This window comes from Kluyvera sp. CRP (assembly GCF_019930565.1).
GTDB lineage: Bacteria > Pseudomonadota > Gammaproteobacteria > Enterobacterales > Enterobacteriaceae > Kluyvera > Kluyvera georgiana_A.
Map to the genome: position 1 here is coordinate 1,873,607 of NZ_CP082841.1, position 17,398 is coordinate 1,891,004.

The following is a 17,398-nucleotide window of genomic DNA, read 5'->3' on the forward strand; positions in this document are numbered from 1 at the left end:
ATATACGTGTGGCAAACGATACGAAGTTGTCTATTACCGAAAAGCTGGGATACGGCATGGGCGATGCCGCCTGCGGTATTGTCTACTCTTCGGTCACGATGTTTTTGACTTGGTTTTACACCGATATTTACGGTCTTTCCGCGGCGGCGGTAGGGGTGATGTTCCTGGTGACGCGCGTGCTGGATGCGATAACCGACCCGCTCACCGGTATCGTGGCCGACCGGGTAAAAACCCGCTGGGGCCACTTCCGACCATGGCTGATCTGGTTTGCGATTCCCTACGCCGTGCTGGCGGTGATGACCTTCACCACGCCCGATTTTGGCGCTTCCGGTAAGCTGGTTTATGCCTACCTGACATACACCTTGCTGATGTTGTGTTACACCTTTATCAATATTCCCTACTGTGCGTTGGGTGGTGTGATCACCCGCGATGAGAAAGATCGCCTGTCGGCACAATCTTATCGTTTTACGATCTCTTCCGTGGCCGGTTTGATGGTCTCCGTCGCCACACTGTTTCTGGTCGACTACCTGGGTAAAGAAGATAAGCAGTTCGGCTTCCAGGCCACCATGGGCATTATGGGGGCCATCGCCATTGTGATGCTGGCCTTCTGCTTCTTCTCCACCAAAGAGCGCGTGGCGCCCGCGGTGGAGCAGCAGGGCAGCATTCGCGAAGATCTGCGCTCGCTGCTGGCAAACGATCAGTGGCGCATTGTGGCGATCATTACCTTCTTCTCCAGCATGGCTGGGGTGATGCGCAGCGCGGCAACGCTGTATTACGCCACTTATTTGATGATGGGCGGCGTTGAGTCTGCGGCCGGGACGGCGATGAAGTCGGCATTTGTCTCGACTAGCGTGGTCGGTACCATTATCGGCAGCATCGCGGCGGGCTGGCTGGCGAAGCGTTACCGTGCGGTTTCGCTGTTTAAAAACATTAACCTGCTGCTGGTCGCAGTAGGTGTGGTGATGTTCTTCGTGCCTCCAACCTGGCTACCGGTCGTGTTCCCTTTGTACTTCCTTGTGGGATTCTTCCATCAGATGTATCAACCGTTTAAATGGAACATGATGGCGAACGCCGCCGACTATGGTGAGTGGAAGTTTGGCCGCCGTATTACTGGCCTGTCCTACTCCGGCAACCTGTTTGCGCTGAAAATGGGGATGGCGGTCGCTGGAGCGGTAGTCGGTTTCTCGCTGGGGCTGTTTGGCTATCAGGCAGGCGTTACCGAACAAACACCGATGGCGACGATGGGCATCGTTGGCCTGCTGACGCTGGGGCCATCGCTTTCGTATCTGGTGTTATGGTGGCTGTCGCGCTTCTATAAGCTGGATGACCGCGCCATGGCGACCATTCAACGCGACCTTTCCGCACGGCAACAGGCGGCGGTGCAAGCTGAGCCGCAAGCCGTCAGCGGCGTATTACATAAAGCCTGAGGAAACGACGATGACATCACATGATTATCATAACCCGATCCTCTGCGCCGACTATTCGGATCCCGATATTGTTCGCGTCGGCGGCGACTTCTTTATGGTTTCGTCGAGCTTCAACCATATGCCCGCGCTGCCGATCCTGCATTCGACCGATCTGGTGAACTGGCAGATCATCAACCATGTTTTTCAGTCGTTACCCCTGGCGGGTTACGACCAGTACCAGCCGGGAAAAGGCGTATGGGCGCCGTCGATTCGTTGGCACGACAATCACCTGTGGGTCTTTTTCAGCACTCCGGATGAAGGTATTTTCATGTGTCGGACCGACGATCCGTGGGGCGAATGGAGCCCGCCACACTGCGTTCAGCCCGCGAAAGGCTGGATCGACCCCTGCCCGTTCTGGGATGACAATGGTGACGCCTGGCTGGTCCACGCCTTTGCCCATAGTCGTAGCGGAATTAAACACCAGCTTCAACTGTTCGCCATGTCGCCGGACGGCACTTCGCTGCGCGGGGAAGGGCAGATTATTTATGATGGTAGCTGCGACCAGCCGACGCTCGAAGGGCCAAAAGTCTACAAGCGCGGCGGCTGGTACTACATTTTTGCCCCTGCGGGCAGTGTCGAAACCGGCTGGGAAACGGTGCTGCGCGCCCGCAGCATGAGTGGCCCCTGGGAGGCGAAAAACGTTCTGTTTCAGGGGGAAACCCCGGTTAATGGTCCACATCAGGGTGGCTGGGTTGAGCTGGACGACGGCGAATGCTGGTTTGTCCATTTCCAGGATGCGCATCTGTATGGACGCATCGTTCACCTCCAGCCAATGCGCTGGGAGCAGGACGGTTGGCCGCGTATCGGCGAGCCGCTGGGGGATGACGGCGCCGGGCAACCGGTGATGCACTGGCCGCGTCCGGCGAGCTTAGCGCCGGCGGTGCCATCACAGCCGCAAACCAGCGATGATTTTGCCTCAGGCGTGCCGGGTCTACAGTGGCAGTGGCAGGCTAATCCGGATCCCCAGTGGCTGCTGCCGGGCGATGGCCAGTTGAATCTCCGCTGCTGCGAACTCCCTTGCGGTGAAGAGAAACAATATTTCTATTGGCTGCCCAACCTGCTGCTGCAGAAATTTCCGGCCTGGCAGTTTAGCGCCGAAACCACGCTGACGCTGAACGCTGAAGCTAACGGCGATGCGGGTGGTCTGGTTATTTACGGTGAACGTTATGCCGCGCTGCTGCTGGAAAAACGTGACGGGCAGCATCGACTGCTGTGGCTGACCGGCTGGATGAGCGATGCGGGCGTGGTACGCGAACGCCGCGAGGTCATTGCGACGCTGGATAGCGCCACCTGCGCAATGCAGGTCGAGGTCTCTCACGGCGGCATCTGCCGCTTTGCCTGGCGTAGCGGTGAGGTGAACTGGCAGCGGGTGACTCAGCCTTTCGCCGCAGGCAAAGGGAAGTGGGTTGGGGCAAAAGTGGGACTGGTAGCAGTGTCGTTAGAAAGCCAGGCGCAGCGCGGAAGCTGCTCGTTTGATCACTTTGCCATCGACATTATCGGCTGATCCGGGCGTTTTTCGTCGTTCTTTTCAATTTTCAGGATGACGTTAGACGTGCGGTAATGACCATCGGCGAGGCCGCGGCTAATCTCAAGCGTTGCGGCCTCCCGATTCAGGACGTGCTGATAGCAGGATTCCGTATGCGCCAGAATTTTGTCGCGCAGATGGGGGTAACGCGCCATCACTTCACATAGCGCGGCGCCGAAGATCTCTTCTTTAATTTGATAACCATAGATTTCGCGGCGATGCTGCCACTTCATTTTCACCAGCGCTGCGGGAATGGGTTCGGAAAGGCCGGAAATGCGACGCCCCTCGGCGTTTTTTTCCTCACGCAGCGTCTGCAAATTACGCTGAAGAATGGTCTCATCACTGAGTTGTGGGCTTAACGCTATATTAGTCGCGCTAACATCGACAAGTTTCATGCTCACTTATCCGTTAGATTATAAAACATTGGCGCGGTTCTTTCCTGGGTCATTAAATTAAGCCAGATTTTATTACCGTCCTCATTTATCTCCTGAGTTTTTAACTCCATAATTTGACTTAACTCCAGCGCGGAGATCTCCCCCTGAACCACCAGGTTATTTAGCATAAGTGCAAAAGCTTCAATTTTAGCGATGCGATATAATCTGTCTTTAATATGACGATCGCGTTCCTCAACCAATGGGGTACGCGATTGACCGCCGCCAATCAATATCTCGTCCTGCCATGTGGCGAGCGAGGCTTTCTCCTGCTCAGCCTGCTGGCCTGGCGGCGTATCCTTGTTTTCCGCATCTATAGCGGCGATGCAGAAACGGGCTGGGATAAGGGTTTCAGCTATCATATAGGCGTCGTCTGTCGAATGGCTGGAGAATGTTTTTTATTATAGTGAGGTTCGTTGACATTAACATGACGCACTTTTAAAATCAAAAAAAGTGGAGAAAACCATGAGCGGTATTATTTATTTTGTGATGGTGTTGCTGTTACTTACCGTCATTATTTTATTTTTTATGTATGGTCAAAATAACGCACCGTCTGATACCAATAATGAAACCGTTCCCGCTCCGGCCCCCGCGCCGCTGAACAAAGACGAAGGCGAAAATCATTTTGCCGGGCTCATGAGCCGGATTACCCCTTCCTGGTACTGGCGTATTAACCACGAGTATATCGATTTTGTTCAATCGACAATTAAGCGTATGTCGACAGAGCAGCTAAAAGAAAAAGCGGGCCTGTTTGAAGCGCAGGAACGTTGCCGGAATCTCAATGGCGCCGTCTATGAGTATTACGATGAGATTAAACGCCGCTGCCTGAAAGGCGAGCGGGTGACCGACGTCGACCCGGTGGTGCTCAGCCTGCAGCGGTGCTACGAGGAATTTGCTCAGGAAGCCTATCCCGAACTGGTGGCGTTGGTTTGGCCGGACTTCCAGCGTCCCTTTATTCGTCCCCACGATGTGTAAGCCGAAGTGTTGATATGATGTTATGTGATTGCGATATACTAGGGCGAATTTGACTCGAAAACAGGACACTATGGAACGCTTTCTGGAAAATGCGATGTATGCATCGCGCTGGATCCTCGCCCCGGTTTATTTTGGCCTCTCACTGGCGCTGCTGGCCTTAACCCTGAAGTTCTTTCAGGAGATCCTGCATGTGCTGCCGAATATCTTCAGCATGGCGGAAGCCGATTTAATCCTGACCCTGTTGTCGCTGGTGGATATGACGCTGGTCGGCGGCCTGCTGGTGATGGTGATGTTCTCCGGCTATGAAAATTTTGTCTCGCAGCTCGATATCAGTGAACACAAAGAGAAACTGAACTGGCTGGGCAAAATGGACGCCACCTCGCTGAAAAACAAAGTGGCGGCTTCGATTGTGGCTATCTCGTCTATTCACCTGTTACGGGTGTTTATGGATGCCAAAAACGTCCCGGATAACAAGCTGATGTGGTACGTGATTATTCACCTGACTTTTGTACTTTCAGCGTTTGTGATGGGTTACCTCGATAGTCTGACCCGCGCGAAAAAATAGCGATGTAGGCCGGACGGTGGCGCTACGCTTGTCTGGCCTACCCATTCACGTTTTCGGTACGGTCCTACTTATCCGACGACGCCTGCCACAGATTTAGCTGACCATCCGCCACATGCTTATCAATTTGCGTCAGCTCCTCGTGGGAGAAGTGCAGGTTTTCCAGCGCCTTCACGTTCTCTTCAATTTGCTCTGGTCGACTGGCGCCAATCAGCACCGACGTCACGCGGCTGTCTTTCAACAGCCAGCTCAAGGCCATTTGCGCCATTGATTGCCCGCGCTGTTGCGCCATATCGTTGAGTAAGCGCAGACTGCTCAGGTTGCTCTCACTCAGCATATTTTCCGTCAGACCGCGCGCCTTTTTGCCTTCCACCTGCATCCGCGAACCTTCCGGAATGCCGTTCAGGTATTTTCCGGTTAGCAGCCCTTGCGCCAGCGGGGTAAAGGCAATACAGCCCACGCCGTTGCGCTCAAGCGTATCCAGCAGACCGCTCTTGTCGACCCAGCGGTTGAGCAGATTATAAGAAGGTTGATGAATCAGCAGCGGAATTTTCCACTCGCGCAGCAGTTCTACCATCGCTTGAGTGCGTTCGGAAGAGTAGGACGAGATACCAACGTACAGCGCTTTACCGCTTTGCACCGCCTGAGCTAACGCGCTGGCGGTCTCTTCCATCGGAGTGCGCTCATCGACGCGGTGCGAATAAAAGATATCGACGTATTCCAGCCCCATACGCTGTAGGCTTTGGTCGAGACTGGCCAGCAGATATTTACGCGAGCCGCCGGACCCGTATGGCCCTGGCCACATGTCATAACCCGCTTTGGTTGAGATGATGAGCTCATCGCGATAACCGGCAAAATCTTCCCGTAACAGGCGGCCAAAGTTCTCCTCGGCGCTGCCCGGCGGCGGGCCGTAGTTATTCGCCAGATCGAAGTGGGTAATGCCGCAGTCAAAGGCTTTGCGCAGCAGGGCGCGCTGGTCGTCTAGCGCGTGAATATGACCAAAGCTGTGCCATAGGCCGAGGGACAGCGCAGGAAGCTGTAAACCGCTGCGGCCGCAGTAGCGATACTGCATCTGTTCATAACGGGCTGGGTTTGCTTGCCAGGCCATAACATCTCCTTCTCTTATTTTTGAAACGCTGTTTCCAGAATACTTGCTTTGCGTATGAATGCCCGTCGGCGCGATCACAGTGCCGGGAATTGGCTGAAGGCTTCCTCTTCAGGATTCGCGTTTAAATAGCGCTAGCCAGCGCTCAAATAATCGATATATAATTTTATATATAACGATTGAGGGAACACAAATGGATAACCATTTTGGCAAAGGGCTGATGGCGGGGCTGCAGGCGTCTTATGCCGATAGCGCGCAAAAGGTGATTGGTTTTTGCGCCGACTATAAACGCGGCTTTGTGCTGGGCTTTTCGCACCGAATGTTTGAGAGGACCGGCGACCGGCAGCTCAGCGCCTGGGAAGCGGGGATTCTGACGCGGCGCTACGGGCTGGATAAAGAAATGGTGATGGACTTCTTTAAAGAGCATGACTCCAGCACGACCGTTCGCTACTTTATGGCGGGATACCGGCTGGAAGGGCAATAAAACCGGGCGCCAGGCACCCGGTCAATCAAGCCATTACTGCTGACGCTTATCTTCCGTATTGGTGTCAAAATCGCTGGCGGCATGACGTTCGTGCAGCTGCTCATTCAACGGTCCATTGGTACGGTTGACAATACGGCCGCGCTTCACGCCCGGGCGGCTGGCGATATCCTGCGCCCAGCGCAGCACGTTCTTGTAGCTTCCCGCATCAAGGAATTCCGCCGCGCCGTAGACGTTGCCGAGCACCACGTTGCCATACCATGGCCAGATGGCGATATCGGCGATGGTGTACTCTTCCCCAGCCACGTAGCGCCCGCGCGCCAGCTGTTTGTCCAGCACGTCCAGTTGACGTTTGGCTTCCATGGTGAAGCGGTCAATCGCGTACTCAATCTTCACCGGCGCGTAGTTATAAAAGTGACCAAAACCGCCGCCGAGGAACGGGGCTGAGCCCTGTAGCCAGAATAGCCAGTTCAGCGTTTCGGTGCGCCCGGCCGGATCTTTGGGCAGGAAATGGCCAAATTTTTCCGCCAGATAGAGCAGGATGTTGCCAGACTCAAACACGCGGGTTGGCGGCGTGGTGGCGTGGTCGCTCAATGCCGGAATCTTCGAGTTTGGGTTCACTTCCACAAAGCCGCTGGAGAACTGATCGCCTTCGCCAATGCGAATAAGCCACGCGTCGTACTCCGCTTCCGTGACGCCTGCCGCCAGCAGTTCTTCGAGCATAATCGTGACTTTCTGGCCGTTTGGCGTGCCAAGAGAGTAAAGCTGGAGGGGATGCTGGCCTACCGGCAGCGCTTGTTCATGAGTGGCACCGGAAATCGGGCGGTTGATATTGGCAAATGCGCCGCCGTTGTTTTGCTTCCATTCCCAGACTTTGGGGGGCTGATAGGTGTTCTCTGACATAATCGCTCGCCTTATTTTGATGATGTGTTGAGGTAGTGAAGTTTAGCAGCTTCAGGCAAAAACCCGGGCCTCTCTCGCGCACATGTTGCCCATTTTTCAGATGAATATTTTTCCTGATAATGGGTCATCCTCGTATACACGGGTGTATGATTAATCCACTTTTGTTGGATTAATTTCAACGTACGGGTGACAAAACCGCACGGTATGTTTGAGGACGGTTCATGAGCAAGGGAAGTACCAATAGTGACGCCCCATTTGGCACGTTGTTGGGGTATGCGCCGGGCGGCGTAGCGATTTACTCTTCAAATTACAGCAGCTTAAAACCAGGTGATATGCCTGACGACGCTTCGTTTCGTAGCTACATCGATAACGAATATATGGGCCACAAGTGGCAGTGCGTCGAGTTTGCCCGCCGCTTTCTGTTCATCAACTACGGATTTGTCTTCACCGATGTGAGTATGGCCTACGAGATCTTCTCTCTGCGCTATCTGCGTCAGGTGGTGAACGACGCCATTCTCCCGCTGCAGGCTTTTGCTAATGGTTCCCGTCGCGCGCCGCTTGTCGGCTCTTTGCTTATCTGGCAGAAGGGCGGCGAGTTTAATGAAACCGGCCACGTGGCGGTGATTACCCAACTGCTGGGCAACAAGGTGCGTATCGCCGAGCAGAACGTGCTGCACTCGGCGTTGCCGGCGGGCCAGCAGTGGACCCGCGAGCTTACGTTAGAGGTGAAAGACGGCCACTACACGCTACATGATACCTTCGATGACACCACCATTCTTGGCTGGATGATCCAGACTGACGATGCGCGTTACAGCCTGCCGCAGCCGGCGATTGCCGGTGAAGCGCTGAAGCTGGGCGGAGCGCGTCTGGAGAATAACGGTCAGTTTGAGGGCAAATGGCTCGACGAAAAAGATTCACTCCAGCAGGCGTATATCGCCGCCAACGGCCATGTGATTAACGGCGATCCGTATCAGTATTTCACCATGACCGAGAGCGCAGAGCAGGAGCTGATTAAAGCGACCAACGAGATGCACCTGATGTATCTCCACGCCACCGACAAAGTGATGCGTGATGACAACCTGCTGGCGCTGTTTGATATTCCTAAAATCCTCTGGCCGCGTCTGCGCCTCTCCTGGCAGCGTCGTCGCCACGATATGATCACCGGGCGCATGGATTTTTGTATGGATGAGCGCGGCCTGAAGGTCTACGAGTACAACGCTGACTCCGCTTCCTGCCACACCGAAGGCGGCCTGATTCTTGAACAGTGGCTGAAAACCGGCTATCGCGGCAACGGCCACAACCCGGCGGAAGACCTGCTGGGCGAGCTGGTGGGCGCGTGGAAACACAGCCAGGCAAGGCCGTTCGTGCACATCATGCAGGACAACGATCTGGAAGAAAATTACCACGCCCAGTTTATGCAGCGCGCCCTTGAGCAGGCGGGCTTCGAGAGCAAAATTCTCTACGGCCTCGACGAGCTACGCTGGGATGCTGCCGGTCAGCTGATTGATGGCGACGGTCGTCTGGTGAATTGCGTGTGGAAAACCTGGGCGTGGGAAACGGCGATTGAGCAGGTGCGCGAGGTGGACGAAGACGAATACGCCGCCGTGCCGATTCGTACCGGTCACCCGGATAACGAAGTGCGCCTGATTGACGTGCTGCTGCGCCCGGAAGTGATGGTCTTCGAGCCGCTGTGGACGGTGATTCCCGGCAACAAAGCCATTCTCCCGGTGCTGTGGTCGCTGTTCCCGAACCATCCGTATCTGCTGGATACCGACTTTGAGGTGAGCGAGCATCTGGCCAAAACCGGCTATGCCATCAAGCCGATTTCCGGGCGTTGCGGTAGCAATATCGATCTGGTCAGCGGCCACGATCAGCTACTGGATCAAACCAGCGGTAAATTTAATGACCGGAAAAATATTTACCAGCAGCTTTGGTGCTTGCCAAACGTGGCGGGAAAATATATTCAGGTATGTACCTTTACCGTCGGTGGTAACTACGGCGGCACCTGCCTGCGCGGCGATGCTTCTCTGGTGATTAAAAAAGAGAGCGATATCGAACCGCTGGTGGTGATTAAAGATAAAAAATAGTAGGCCGGATAAGACGGAGCCGCCGTCCGGCAATCTGTGTCGGGTTGCCTGATGGTGCTTCGCTAATCAGGCCTATGTAAAGAAAGTCTGCAACAAACACAACAACAAGACAGAAAAGGAAAAGAATATGCACGATCGGCGACTCGCCGCGCGCGCGGGGGAACTCAAGCCCTCCGCCGTCCGCGAACTCCTCAAGCACAGTAAACTGCCCGGCGTGATTTCTCTCGGCGGCGGCATTCCGGCGCCGGAGCTTTTTGATACCGAAGGGCTGGAGCTGGCGGTGCAGAAGGTGATGAGCGAACGCTTTAACGATGCGTTCCAGTACGGGCTGACTGAAGGCTACCCGCCGCTGCGCCAGGCCGTGAGCGAACTGTGTCAGGCGCGCGGCGTGGCCTGTCAGGCAAGCCATGTGTATATCACCTCAGGCTCGCAGCAGTCGCTGGATATCGTTGCCCGCACGCTGCTCGATCCGGGTGATACCATTGTCGTTGAGCGCCCAACCTACCTCGCGGCGTTGCAGGTGTTTCAACTGGCGCAGGCCAACATCCTGAGCGTCGATACCGACGACAATGGCATGCTGGTAGAACAGCTCGCCGAGCTGCTGACCACCACGCGTGTTAAAGCCGTTTATCTGGTGCCAACCTTCGGTAATCCTGGCGGTAAAACGTTGAGCGACGATCGTCGCCGCCGTCTGGTGGAGCTGGCGAAGCAGCATGACGTGGTGATTATTGAAGACGATCCTTACGGTGAAATCAGCTTTACCGATGAAGTGCAGCGTCCGCTGTATCAGCATGCGGTGGAATTAGGCTGTGAAGATCAGGTGGTCTATACCTCGACCTTCTCCAAAATTCTGGCGCCGGGCATGCGTATTGGCTGGATCGTGATGCCGGACTGGCTGGCGCAACAGACGGTGATCGTCAAGCAGGCCGCCGATCTGCACACCAATATGCTGTCGCAGGTGATTACCGCTGAATACCTGAGTCTGGGCCGTCTGGAAAACCAGATTGCGCTCATCCGCGAAGACTACCGTAAGAAGTGCGAGGCGCTGGCCGACGCGCTGGAAAGCCGTCTGGGCGAGCATCTTGAGTTCAGCCGTCCGAAAGGGGGGATGTTCCTGTGGGCGCGTTTCCGTTATCCGTTCGATACCATGAAGTGGCTGGAGAAAACGCTGGAAAATGGCGTGGTGTACGTGCCGGGTGAAGCGTTCTATAACGACAATCCGGATACCCGCACGCTGCGTTTATCCTACTCGACGGTGTCGCTGGAAGGTCTGCAAACCGCCGTTGAGCGTCTGGCGAAGTCGCTGTAATGCTTTTTCGTTCCGCGCCGCCTGCTGGCGCGGAACGTCCTCCACGGATTTATTCCGTTTCCGCAATTCTGTCGTCAAGCCAAATCAGCATCAGCGATGCTAAAAAGGCGACGGTGACGGTGCCAATAAATAACCACATCAGAACTACCTCAGCTTATTGTTCTTATTATTCTGCTGTTCACTACCGCTTTCGCTTGATTCATAGCTGACATCGCAGGGTCCGATTAAAAAAACAAAGGTGAAAAATAAGAGGTTGTTCGTATCAGATCAACCCTATTTTTCGTGTGGCGGTGACGCATGAGAGGGAATCGCTATGCTCCCTGAGGGAGCCGCAGACTAATCCGTACAGCGTAGAGCCGCTGTACCTCGTGAAGAGGAAATCTTTGCTGAAGAGAAATTGCTACCGTATTCGCCATTGAAATTGCGTACAGAATAAGCGGTAAAAATGAGTAATGGCGTTCCAGGTGTAAGCGACTATCAAGGGCCCGCAGGTGGATGGGGAGCGGTAAAAGCGGTTACCGCATCGGTATTTTCGCAAAAGGCAGTGGCGCGCGATGTCATTGCGATGTTCCGTATGAATCAGATAAAGGGCTTCGACTGTCCTGGCTGCGCGTGGCCGGACCCCAGCCATCGTTCGCCGATGGAGCTGTGTGAAAATGGCGTGAAAGCCGTTTCCTGGGAAACCACCAGCAAGAAAGCCTCCCCGGAATTCTTCCGCCAGCATACCGTGGCCGAGCTGTGGAAATACAGCGATTACGAGCTGGAGAACGTTGGCCGTCTGACGCATCCGATGAAGTACGACGCCGTCACCGATACCTGGCAGGCCGTCGAATGGCAGGTGGCATTTGCCGAAATCGGCGAACGCCTGCGCAGCTACGACTCCCCGGAACGTGTTGAGTTCTATACCTCCGGGCGTACCTCCAACGAAGCCGCGTTTCTTTACCAGCTATTTGCCCGCGAATACGGCAGCAACAACTTCCCGGACTGCTCCAACATGTGCCACGGGCCAACCAGCGCCGGGCTGACCAGCGCTATCGGGCTGGGGAAGGGCACCGTCGAACTGGATGATTTCGAGCACTGTGATTTGGTTATCTGCATCGGCCACAATCCGGGTACTAACCACCCACGGATGCTGACCACTCTGCGTGAAGTGGCGCAGCGCGGCGGGCGTATTATCTCTATCAATCCGTTGGCGGAGCGCGGTCTTGAACGTTTTAGCTTCCCGCAAAGCCCGACGGACATGCTGAAAGGCCATGCCACGACGCTCAGTAACGACTACTACCAGGTCAAAATGGGCGGCGACGCCTCGCTGCTGAAAGGTGTCATGAAGGCGCTGATTGAGATGGACGAAGCCAGAACATTGCTTGGCCAGGAACCGTGCCTCGACCGCGCGTTCCTGGCTGAGCATACCCACGGCTATCAGGCGCTATATGACGATCTGCATCGCTGTCACTGGGCGGATCTGGAACAGGACTCTGGTTTGAGTCGTAGCCAGATGGAAGACTTGGCCTACCGTTACGACCGCTCAAAAGCCACCATCATCTGCTATGGTCTGGGGATTACCCAGCATAAAAACGGCACCGAAAACGTCCAGCAACTGGTGAACCTGCTGCTGTTGAAGGGCAATATCGGCAAACCGGGCGCCGGTATCTGCCCACTGCGCGGCCATTCCAACGTGCAGGGCGACCGTTCGGTCGGCATTAACGAGGCGGCGCCGGAAGCCTTTTTGTCGCGCCTGGAAGGGCACTTTGGCATTCGCGTACCTCGCAAGCATGGTCGCTCCAGCGTTGAGAGCATTCGCGCCATCGAGAGCGGTGACGCACAGGCTTTGATCTGCATGGGCGGCAATCTGGCGGTGGCGATGCCACAACCACAGCGCACCTTTGAAGCGATGAAAAAGCTGGATTTGCAGGTCCACGTGGCGACCAAACTCAATCGCTCGCATCTGTTGATGGCGAAACATAACTACCTGTTCCCGGCGCTGGGTCGCACCGAGCGTGATATACAGGCGAGCGGCATCCAGTCGGTCACCGTCGAAGATTCCATGTCGATGGTGCACGCCTCCTGCGGCGCGCTGAAACCGGCATCGCGTTGGCTGAAGTCGGAGCCGGCGATTGTCGCCGGGCTGGCGCGCGCGACGTTACCTGACTCGCCGGTGAACTGGGAAGCGATGACCGATAACTATGCGTTGATTCGTGAGGCCATCGGCAGCGTGATTCCGGCGTTCGCCAACTATAACGCGCGCATCGCCGAACCGGGCGGCTTCCGTATGGATACGCCCGCGTCGCGACGCGAATGGCACACGGAGAGCGGTAAAGCGAACTTTGTGGTTAGCCGCCAGCGAGCGGTGGATCGTCAGAATCAGCCGGATGATGCGCTGGTGCTGGCGACGTTACGTAGCCATGACCAGTACAACACCACGATATACGGCATGAACGATCGCTACCGCGGGATTACCGGCCGTCGCGATGTGGCATTTTTAAGCCAGACGGAAGCCGAGGCGCGGGGGCTGGCGGCAGGCGACGTCATTAACATTCAAGCGCTGGAGGACAACGGCGAGCCGAGCATCGATCGTGCGATGTATGGCTTGACGGTGGTGGTTTACAGCATGGCTGGCGGTTCGATTGGCGCCTATTTGCCGGAGGCGAACGTGCTGCTGTCACTTGATGCGGTGGATACCCAGAGCCTGACGCCTGCCTATAAGAGCGTGCCGGTCATCATTCGCAAAGCGTAGCGAGAGGGATAACGCATCCACAACCCGGTTTAGCGGCCGGGTTGTGGCCTGGAACGATTGGGCTATCAGCGCTGTAATTCCGCCTGAGCCGCCGCCAGCTCTTCCTGGGCTTCATCCAGTTTCTGCTGTTTTTTAGCGACTTTATCCGAGCGCCCTGAGGCCTGAGCCTCTTTTAATTCCGCCTGGCGTTCGTTCACCTTCTCTTGTTTTTCGGCGACCTTCTGCTGACGTTCCTTTTGCAAAGAGGCATCGGTACAGTTGGCCTCAACCTCTTGCAGCGCGGTGGTCAGCCCGTTGACCCGATGCTGATTGTTGTGCGCGCGGGCATATTCAATCTGGCGGGTGATCTCTTGTTTTTTAGCGGCGCAGCCGGTTAATTCCGAGGCACTGACGCCAGTGCTGAAGCTGAAAAGGGCCGGTGCAATAACCAGAGTGCTCATTATTGTCTTTTTAATTAATAACATTTAACAGATATCCTGACGGTAATAAAAACAGAGCTTTAAGTTAAATCTTATACACTATCTGTTAATGAATGTTAAAAGGCAATGTTATTCGTGTGGATATTCAGCTAATTGATATTTATGGCGTGTTTCCGTTGTGCTGGCGTTTATTGATGGTGTGCAGCGCGGTGGACATGCTGTCCGGCGACACAAGGCTGTTAATGCGGAAGAAAAGAATATCAAAGGCGATCATCTGTAGGATTTGTGGCGTCACCATGCCAAGCTTCTCGTGCGCTTCGGTATAGCTATAGGGGATGACGTGTTTGGCAATTTGGCTGACTTTGTTTTTGCCATAGCGGGTGATGGCTATCGTGTGTGCCCCGCGTTCACGGGCCAGCTCCAGCGCTTCTACCACCTCCGCCGTTTCACCGCGCGCGGAGACCGCGAGCAGTACGTCGCCGGGCTGTAGTAAAGATGCCTGCACAATTTGCGTGTGGTAATCGTAGTTGAACTGCACGTTTAACCCACAGCGAATCAGCTTGTGGTTGATATCCAGCGCGATCAGCGCCGAGGTCCCGATGCCGACGAGGACGATTTTGCGGCTGTCGATCAGTAACCGCGCGCAGATGTCGATAGTTTGCGGGTCGAGCAGATCCAGCGACTGGTCAATTTTGCTGGCAAACAGGACGCGGGATTTCTCCACCATCTGCTCAGTAGAGTCGCTGGCTTCAATACCTTCGTAGATCTCCTCGCGTGCGCGCGCTTTTTGCGGATGGCTGGCCGCGGCGAGCCACAGCTTCAGCTCCGGAAAACCGCTACAGCCAAGCGCTTTGGCATAGCGGATGACGGAGGAATCGCTGATACCCAGTTCCTGCCCCATGCGGGTGGCGCTTAAATCGGAGATATCAAAATTCCGCTCAATCAGATACGTCGAGATACGTCGATCGCCGCCGTTTTTGGCGTGCGCCAGAGCCTGAATTTTGCTGATGATGGATTCCATTACGTACCTTTTTTCTCGTCATGGGGAAGGGCGCGTTGCGCCCTGTGCCTGATTATGACTATTCCTGCGGATCGGTAAAGCCCAGGATCATGGCGGCGACAAATCCAACCACCCATGCGCTGACGACCGCCAGCAGGAACGGCAGAATCTGCCCGGCGCCGACTAACGGCAACAGCGATAGTCCAGCAGTGCCAAACGGAATGATAATGCCTACCTTACAGGCGGCAATCACCGCACCGCCTGCCGCACCGCCGATGCAGCCTGCGATAAACGGTTTACCCAGCGGCAAGGAGACGCCGAACAGCAGCGGTTCACCGACGCCGATGATACCCACCGGCAGCGCGCCGGAAATGGTTTTCTTCAGGCGCGAATTCTTCGTCTTCAGGTAGACATAGGCCGCCGCGCCCACCTGACCCATCCCGCCCATCGCGAGGATCGGGAACAGATAGTTCAGGCCAAAAGTATCGAGGATCTGCGCGTGAATGGGAATAAGCCCCTGATGTAAACCGGTCAGCAGCAGGAACAGGAAGCCGCCGCCAAGCAGCGCGCCAACCACAACAGAACCTGCAGAATTGTTGAGCAGGGAGAGCGCCACCAGGTCGCCCAGCCACTGATTAACCGCATGCGCCAGCGGTTGCAGAATCAGCAGCGCGGCCAGCGAGGAGACCAGAATCGTCACCATGGGCGTTAAAATCAGATCCAGGCTCTCTTTGCAGTAGCGGCGGAACCACAGCTCAAATTTCGCGGCAAAGACGCAGACCAGCAGCACGGCGAAAATCCCGCCGCCGCCCGGCGTTAATGCGCTGCCAAATAGCTTGATGTTGGCGAGATCCGGCGCGGCCAGCACGGCCGCCATCACCGCGCCGATGGCGGGAGACGCTTGCAGCTCTTTGGCGGTATTCATGCCGATCATCACCGCCAGCACCGTAAAGACCGCCTTCCCCATGACCGTCAGCAGGGCGAAGAGATCCTGATGGCTGGCGACAAACTCGGGGCCGATCAGGCGGCAGACGTTGACTAATCCAAGAATCAAACCGCAGCCGATCAGCGCCGGGATGGTAGGGACAAAAATGGCCGCCAGAATATTCAGGCAGCGGCGGATGGAGAAAGGTTTACGTTCTGCATCGGCGGCGTCGGCTGGGGCGATTCCCGCGCGATTCATGCGTTTAGTCAGAATCCCCGTCACCTTTGATGCCGTACCCGCGCCGACGATAATTTGAAACTGCTCTCCGGCGTCGACGGTGCCTTTGACTCCGTCCACTTTACGCAGCGCTTCGGCGTTAAACAGGCTGCGATCGCGCAGGACCACGCGTACGCGGGTCATGCAGTTGGTCAGCGTGGCGACGTTGCCGAAGCCGCCAATATGGTGTTCGATGGCGTCAGCGATAAGCTCCAGATGTTCTATTTTATTGGCCATGAGTGGCTCCTGATAATAGCTGATCTTTTAGGGCGACAAAGGGTTGCGCGGCCATCGCAAGCGCCGCATCGGGAGAGAGGCCCAGCAGGTTGCTCAGCACCGCCGCGCGCACGTTGTAGTTCACCTGTTGGAGCTGCATTTGCGCCGTGGCGTTATCCACTTCGCAGATCTGCGCCACCATGTGCTCGGCGCGGCGCAACAGCTTTTCGTTCGAGGCCTTTACGTCAATCATCAGGTTGCCGTGCACGCGCCCCAGTTGAATCATGGTGGCGGTACTGATCATCCCCAGCAGCATCTTCTGCGCGGAGCCGCTTTTCATCCGCGTGGAACCGGCCAGCGCTTCGGCACCGACGTCCGGCGCTACCGCCACGTCCGCTTTTTCTGAGATAAGGCCAGGGCCGCGGGTGGTGAGCGCGATGGTCTTTGCGCCAGTCTGGCGCGCAAAGTCGAGCGCCGACATCACGAACGGCGTGCGTCCGCTGGCGGCGATACCCAGCACCACATCCCGTTGACTCAGACCACGAGCGCGGAGTTCGGCAACCGCGGCGGCACCGTCATCTTCTACGTTCTCTACGGCGCGCAGCATGGCGTCCAGCCCACCGGCAATGACTGATTGAACCAGGTTTGGGTCGGTGCCAAAGGTCGGTGGGCACTCGGCGGAGTCCAGCACGCCAAGCCGTCCGCTGGTGCCTGCGCCAACATAAAACAGCCGACCACCGCTTTTCATCTGCCCGACAATCAGACGCACGGCCTCTTCCACCTGCGGAAGAACGCCGCGAATGGCGAGCGGAACGCGGGCGTCGTGCTCGTTGAGCAACGCCAGTATGTCCGGAAGCGGCAGGTCTGCCAGGTAGCGGGTATCGACATTCTGTTCTTGCGCAATGGTGAAAGCGAGCGGGTTCATGCATTACCTCTGTTGATATTCGACATTTTTAATATAAATAAATGTCGAAATTCGACAAT

Annotated in this window: 16 protein-coding genes; 8 read left to right on the forward strand and 8 right to left on the reverse strand. The window is 55.9% G+C overall.

The window, feature by feature from the left end:
* Nucleotides 1–8: 8 nt before the first annotated feature.
* Both K7B04_RS08800 and K7B04_RS08805 read left to right on the forward strand, forming a co-directional pair.
* Nucleotides 9–1,427, forward strand: a complete 1,419-nt coding sequence (locus K7B04_RS08800) for an MFS transporter (RefSeq protein WP_167575013.1) — start codon at nt 9–11, stop codon at nt 1,425–1,427.
* Between the two features lie 10 nt (nt 1,428–1,437).
* Nucleotides 1,438–2,970, forward strand: coding sequence for a glycoside hydrolase 43 family protein (locus tag K7B04_RS08805; protein WP_223803843.1), 1,533 nt, complete (start codon nt 1,438–1,440; stop codon nt 2,968–2,970).
* Here the strand turns inward: K7B04_RS08805 and K7B04_RS08810 are convergent.
* The gene (locus tag K7B04_RS08810; RefSeq protein WP_223803844.1) at nt 2,943–3,386 is read right to left on the reverse strand and encodes a cytoplasmic protein; all 444 of its coding nucleotides are present in this window, start codon (nt 3,384–3,386) and stop codon (nt 2,943–2,945) included. The two genes, K7B04_RS08805 and K7B04_RS08810, sit on opposite strands and share 28 nt — an antisense overlap.
* Before the next feature lie 2 nt (nt 3,387–3,388).
* Entirely contained in the window at nt 3,389–3,784 is a 396-nt protein-coding gene (locus K7B04_RS08815; protein ID WP_223803845.1) for a hypothetical protein, read from the reverse strand.
* Nucleotides 3,785–3,887: 103 nt separating this feature from the next.
* Here K7B04_RS08815 and K7B04_RS08820 point away from each other — a divergent pair, with 103 nt between their 5' ends.
* Together K7B04_RS08820 and K7B04_RS08825 are read left to right on the forward strand one after the other, a co-directional pair.
* Nucleotides 3,888–4,397 carry an RNA helicase gene (locus K7B04_RS08820; protein WP_223803846.1) on the forward strand — a complete coding sequence of 170 codons (510 nt, stop codon included), beginning with the start codon at nt 3,888–3,890 and terminating at the stop codon, nt 4,395–4,397.
* A 70-nt stretch (nt 4,398–4,467) separates the two neighbouring features.
* A complete protein-coding gene (locus tag K7B04_RS08825) occupies nt 4,468–4,962 on the forward strand; it encodes a TIGR00645 family protein (RefSeq protein WP_064542423.1) in 495 nt (164 codons plus the stop codon).
* Between the two features lie 64 nt (nt 4,963–5,026).
* Here K7B04_RS08825 and K7B04_RS08830 read toward each other — a convergent pair whose 3' ends face one another.
* Entirely contained in the window at nt 5,027–6,067 is a 1,041-nt protein-coding gene (locus K7B04_RS08830) for an aldo/keto reductase (protein ID WP_223803847.1), read from the reverse strand.
* A gap of 190 nt (nt 6,068–6,257) precedes the next feature.
* Here K7B04_RS08830 and K7B04_RS08835 point away from each other — a divergent pair, with 190 nt between their 5' ends.
* The gene (locus K7B04_RS08835; RefSeq protein ID WP_163448695.1) at nt 6,258–6,548 is read left to right on the forward strand and encodes a DUF2623 family protein; all 291 of its coding nucleotides are present in this window, start codon (nt 6,258–6,260) and stop codon (nt 6,546–6,548) included.
* A 33-nt stretch (nt 6,549–6,581) separates the two neighbouring features.
* Here K7B04_RS08835 and yghU read toward each other — a convergent pair whose 3' ends face one another.
* Nucleotides 6,582–7,448 (reverse strand): glutathione-dependent disulfide-bond oxidoreductase, encoded by an 867-nt coding sequence (gene yghU, locus K7B04_RS08840; protein ID WP_223803848.1) that lies wholly within the window; start codon nt 7,446–7,448, stop codon nt 6,582–6,584.
* A gap of 221 nt (nt 7,449–7,669) precedes the next feature.
* On the opposite strand from yghU, the gene gss reads away from it, so the two are divergent.
* The 3 genes from gss to K7B04_RS08855 all read left to right on the forward strand — a co-directional run bounded on the left by gss (nt 7,670) and on the right by K7B04_RS08855 (nt 13,578).
* Nucleotides 7,670–9,535, forward strand: coding sequence for a bifunctional glutathionylspermidine amidase/synthase (gss, locus tag K7B04_RS08845; protein ID WP_167575019.1), 1,866 nt, complete (start codon nt 7,670–7,672; stop codon nt 9,533–9,535).
* A gap of 127 nt (nt 9,536–9,662) precedes the next feature.
* Nucleotides 9,663–10,844, forward strand: a complete 1,182-nt coding sequence (locus K7B04_RS08850) for a PLP-dependent aminotransferase family protein (RefSeq protein ID WP_167575020.1) — start codon at nt 9,663–9,665, stop codon at nt 10,842–10,844.
* Nucleotides 10,845–11,289: 445 nt separating this feature from the next.
* A complete protein-coding gene (locus tag K7B04_RS08855) occupies nt 11,290–13,578 on the forward strand; it encodes an FdhF/YdeP family oxidoreductase (RefSeq protein ID WP_223803849.1) in 2,289 nt (762 codons plus the stop codon).
* Nucleotides 13,579–13,643: 65 nt separating this feature from the next.
* Here the strand turns inward: K7B04_RS08855 and K7B04_RS08860 are convergent, their stop codons facing one another.
* The 4 genes from K7B04_RS08860 to murQ all read right to left on the reverse strand — a co-directional run bounded on the left by K7B04_RS08860 (nt 13,644) and on the right by murQ (nt 17,339).
* Nucleotides 13,644–14,018 (reverse strand): DUF1090 domain-containing protein, encoded by a 375-nt coding sequence (locus K7B04_RS08860; protein WP_223803850.1) that lies wholly within the window; start codon nt 14,016–14,018, stop codon nt 13,644–13,646.
* Nucleotides 14,019–14,157: 139 nt separating this feature from the next.
* Nucleotides 14,158–15,018, reverse strand: a complete 861-nt coding sequence (locus K7B04_RS08865; RefSeq protein WP_163448689.1) for a MurR/RpiR family transcriptional regulator — start codon at nt 15,016–15,018, stop codon at nt 14,158–14,160.
* Nucleotides 15,019–15,076: 58 nt separating this feature from the next.
* A complete protein-coding gene (locus tag K7B04_RS08870) occupies nt 15,077–16,435 on the reverse strand; it encodes a PTS transporter subunit EIIC (RefSeq protein WP_223803851.1) in 1,359 nt (452 codons plus the stop codon).
* On the reverse strand, nt 16,425–17,339 hold the full coding sequence (gene murQ, locus K7B04_RS08875) for an N-acetylmuramic acid 6-phosphate etherase (protein ID WP_223803852.1): 915 nt from the start codon (nt 17,337–17,339) through the stop codon (nt 16,425–16,427). The genes K7B04_RS08870 and murQ overlap by 11 nt, the downstream gene beginning before the upstream one ends.
* Between the last annotated feature and the right edge of the window lie 59 nt (nt 17,340–17,398).

Excerpts from the sequence above, each read along its gene's own strand:
- K7B04_RS08830 (WP_223803847.1), bottom strand. The coding sequence starts at position 6,067 with ATGGCCTGGCAAGCAAACCCAGCCCGTTATGAACAGATGCAGTATCGC.
- K7B04_RS08810 (WP_223803844.1), bottom strand. The coding sequence starts at position 3,386 with ATGAAACTTGTCGATGTTAGCGCGACTAATATAGCGTTAAGCCCACAA.
- K7B04_RS08860 (WP_223803850.1), bottom strand. The coding sequence starts at position 14,018 with ATGAGCACTCTGGTTATTGCACCGGCCCTTTTCAGCTTCAGCACTGGC.
- K7B04_RS08820 (WP_223803846.1), top strand. The coding sequence starts at position 3,888 with ATGAGCGGTATTATTTATTTTGTGATGGTGTTGCTGTTACTTACCGTC.
- yghU (WP_223803848.1), bottom strand. The coding sequence starts at position 7,448 with ATGTCAGAGAACACCTATCAGCCCCCCAAAGTCTGGGAATGGAAGCAA.
- K7B04_RS08835 (WP_163448695.1), top strand. The coding sequence starts at position 6,258 with ATGGATAACCATTTTGGCAAAGGGCTGATGGCGGGGCTGCAGGCGTCT.
- K7B04_RS08850 (WP_167575020.1), top strand. The coding sequence starts at position 9,663 with ATGCACGATCGGCGACTCGCCGCGCGCGCGGGGGAACTCAAGCCCTCC.
- murQ (WP_223803852.1), bottom strand. The coding sequence starts at position 17,339 with ATGAACCCGCTCGCTTTCACCATTGCGCAAGAACAGAATGTCGATACC.
- K7B04_RS08825 (WP_064542423.1), top strand. The coding sequence starts at position 4,468 with ATGGAACGCTTTCTGGAAAATGCGATGTATGCATCGCGCTGGATCCTC.
- K7B04_RS08855 (WP_223803849.1), top strand. The coding sequence starts at position 11,290 with ATGAGTAATGGCGTTCCAGGTGTAAGCGACTATCAAGGGCCCGCAGGT.
- K7B04_RS08870 (WP_223803851.1), bottom strand. The coding sequence starts at position 16,435 with ATGGCCAATAAAATAGAACATCTGGAGCTTATCGCTGACGCCATCGAA.
- gss (WP_167575019.1), top strand. The coding sequence starts at position 7,670 with ATGAGCAAGGGAAGTACCAATAGTGACGCCCCATTTGGCACGTTGTTG.
- K7B04_RS08815 (WP_223803845.1), bottom strand. The coding sequence starts at position 3,784 with ATGATAGCTGAAACCCTTATCCCAGCCCGTTTCTGCATCGCCGCTATA.
- K7B04_RS08805 (WP_223803843.1), top strand. The coding sequence starts at position 1,438 with ATGACATCACATGATTATCATAACCCGATCCTCTGCGCCGACTATTCG.
- K7B04_RS08865 (WP_163448689.1), bottom strand. The coding sequence starts at position 15,018 with ATGGAATCCATCATCAGCAAAATTCAGGCTCTGGCGCACGCCAAAAAC.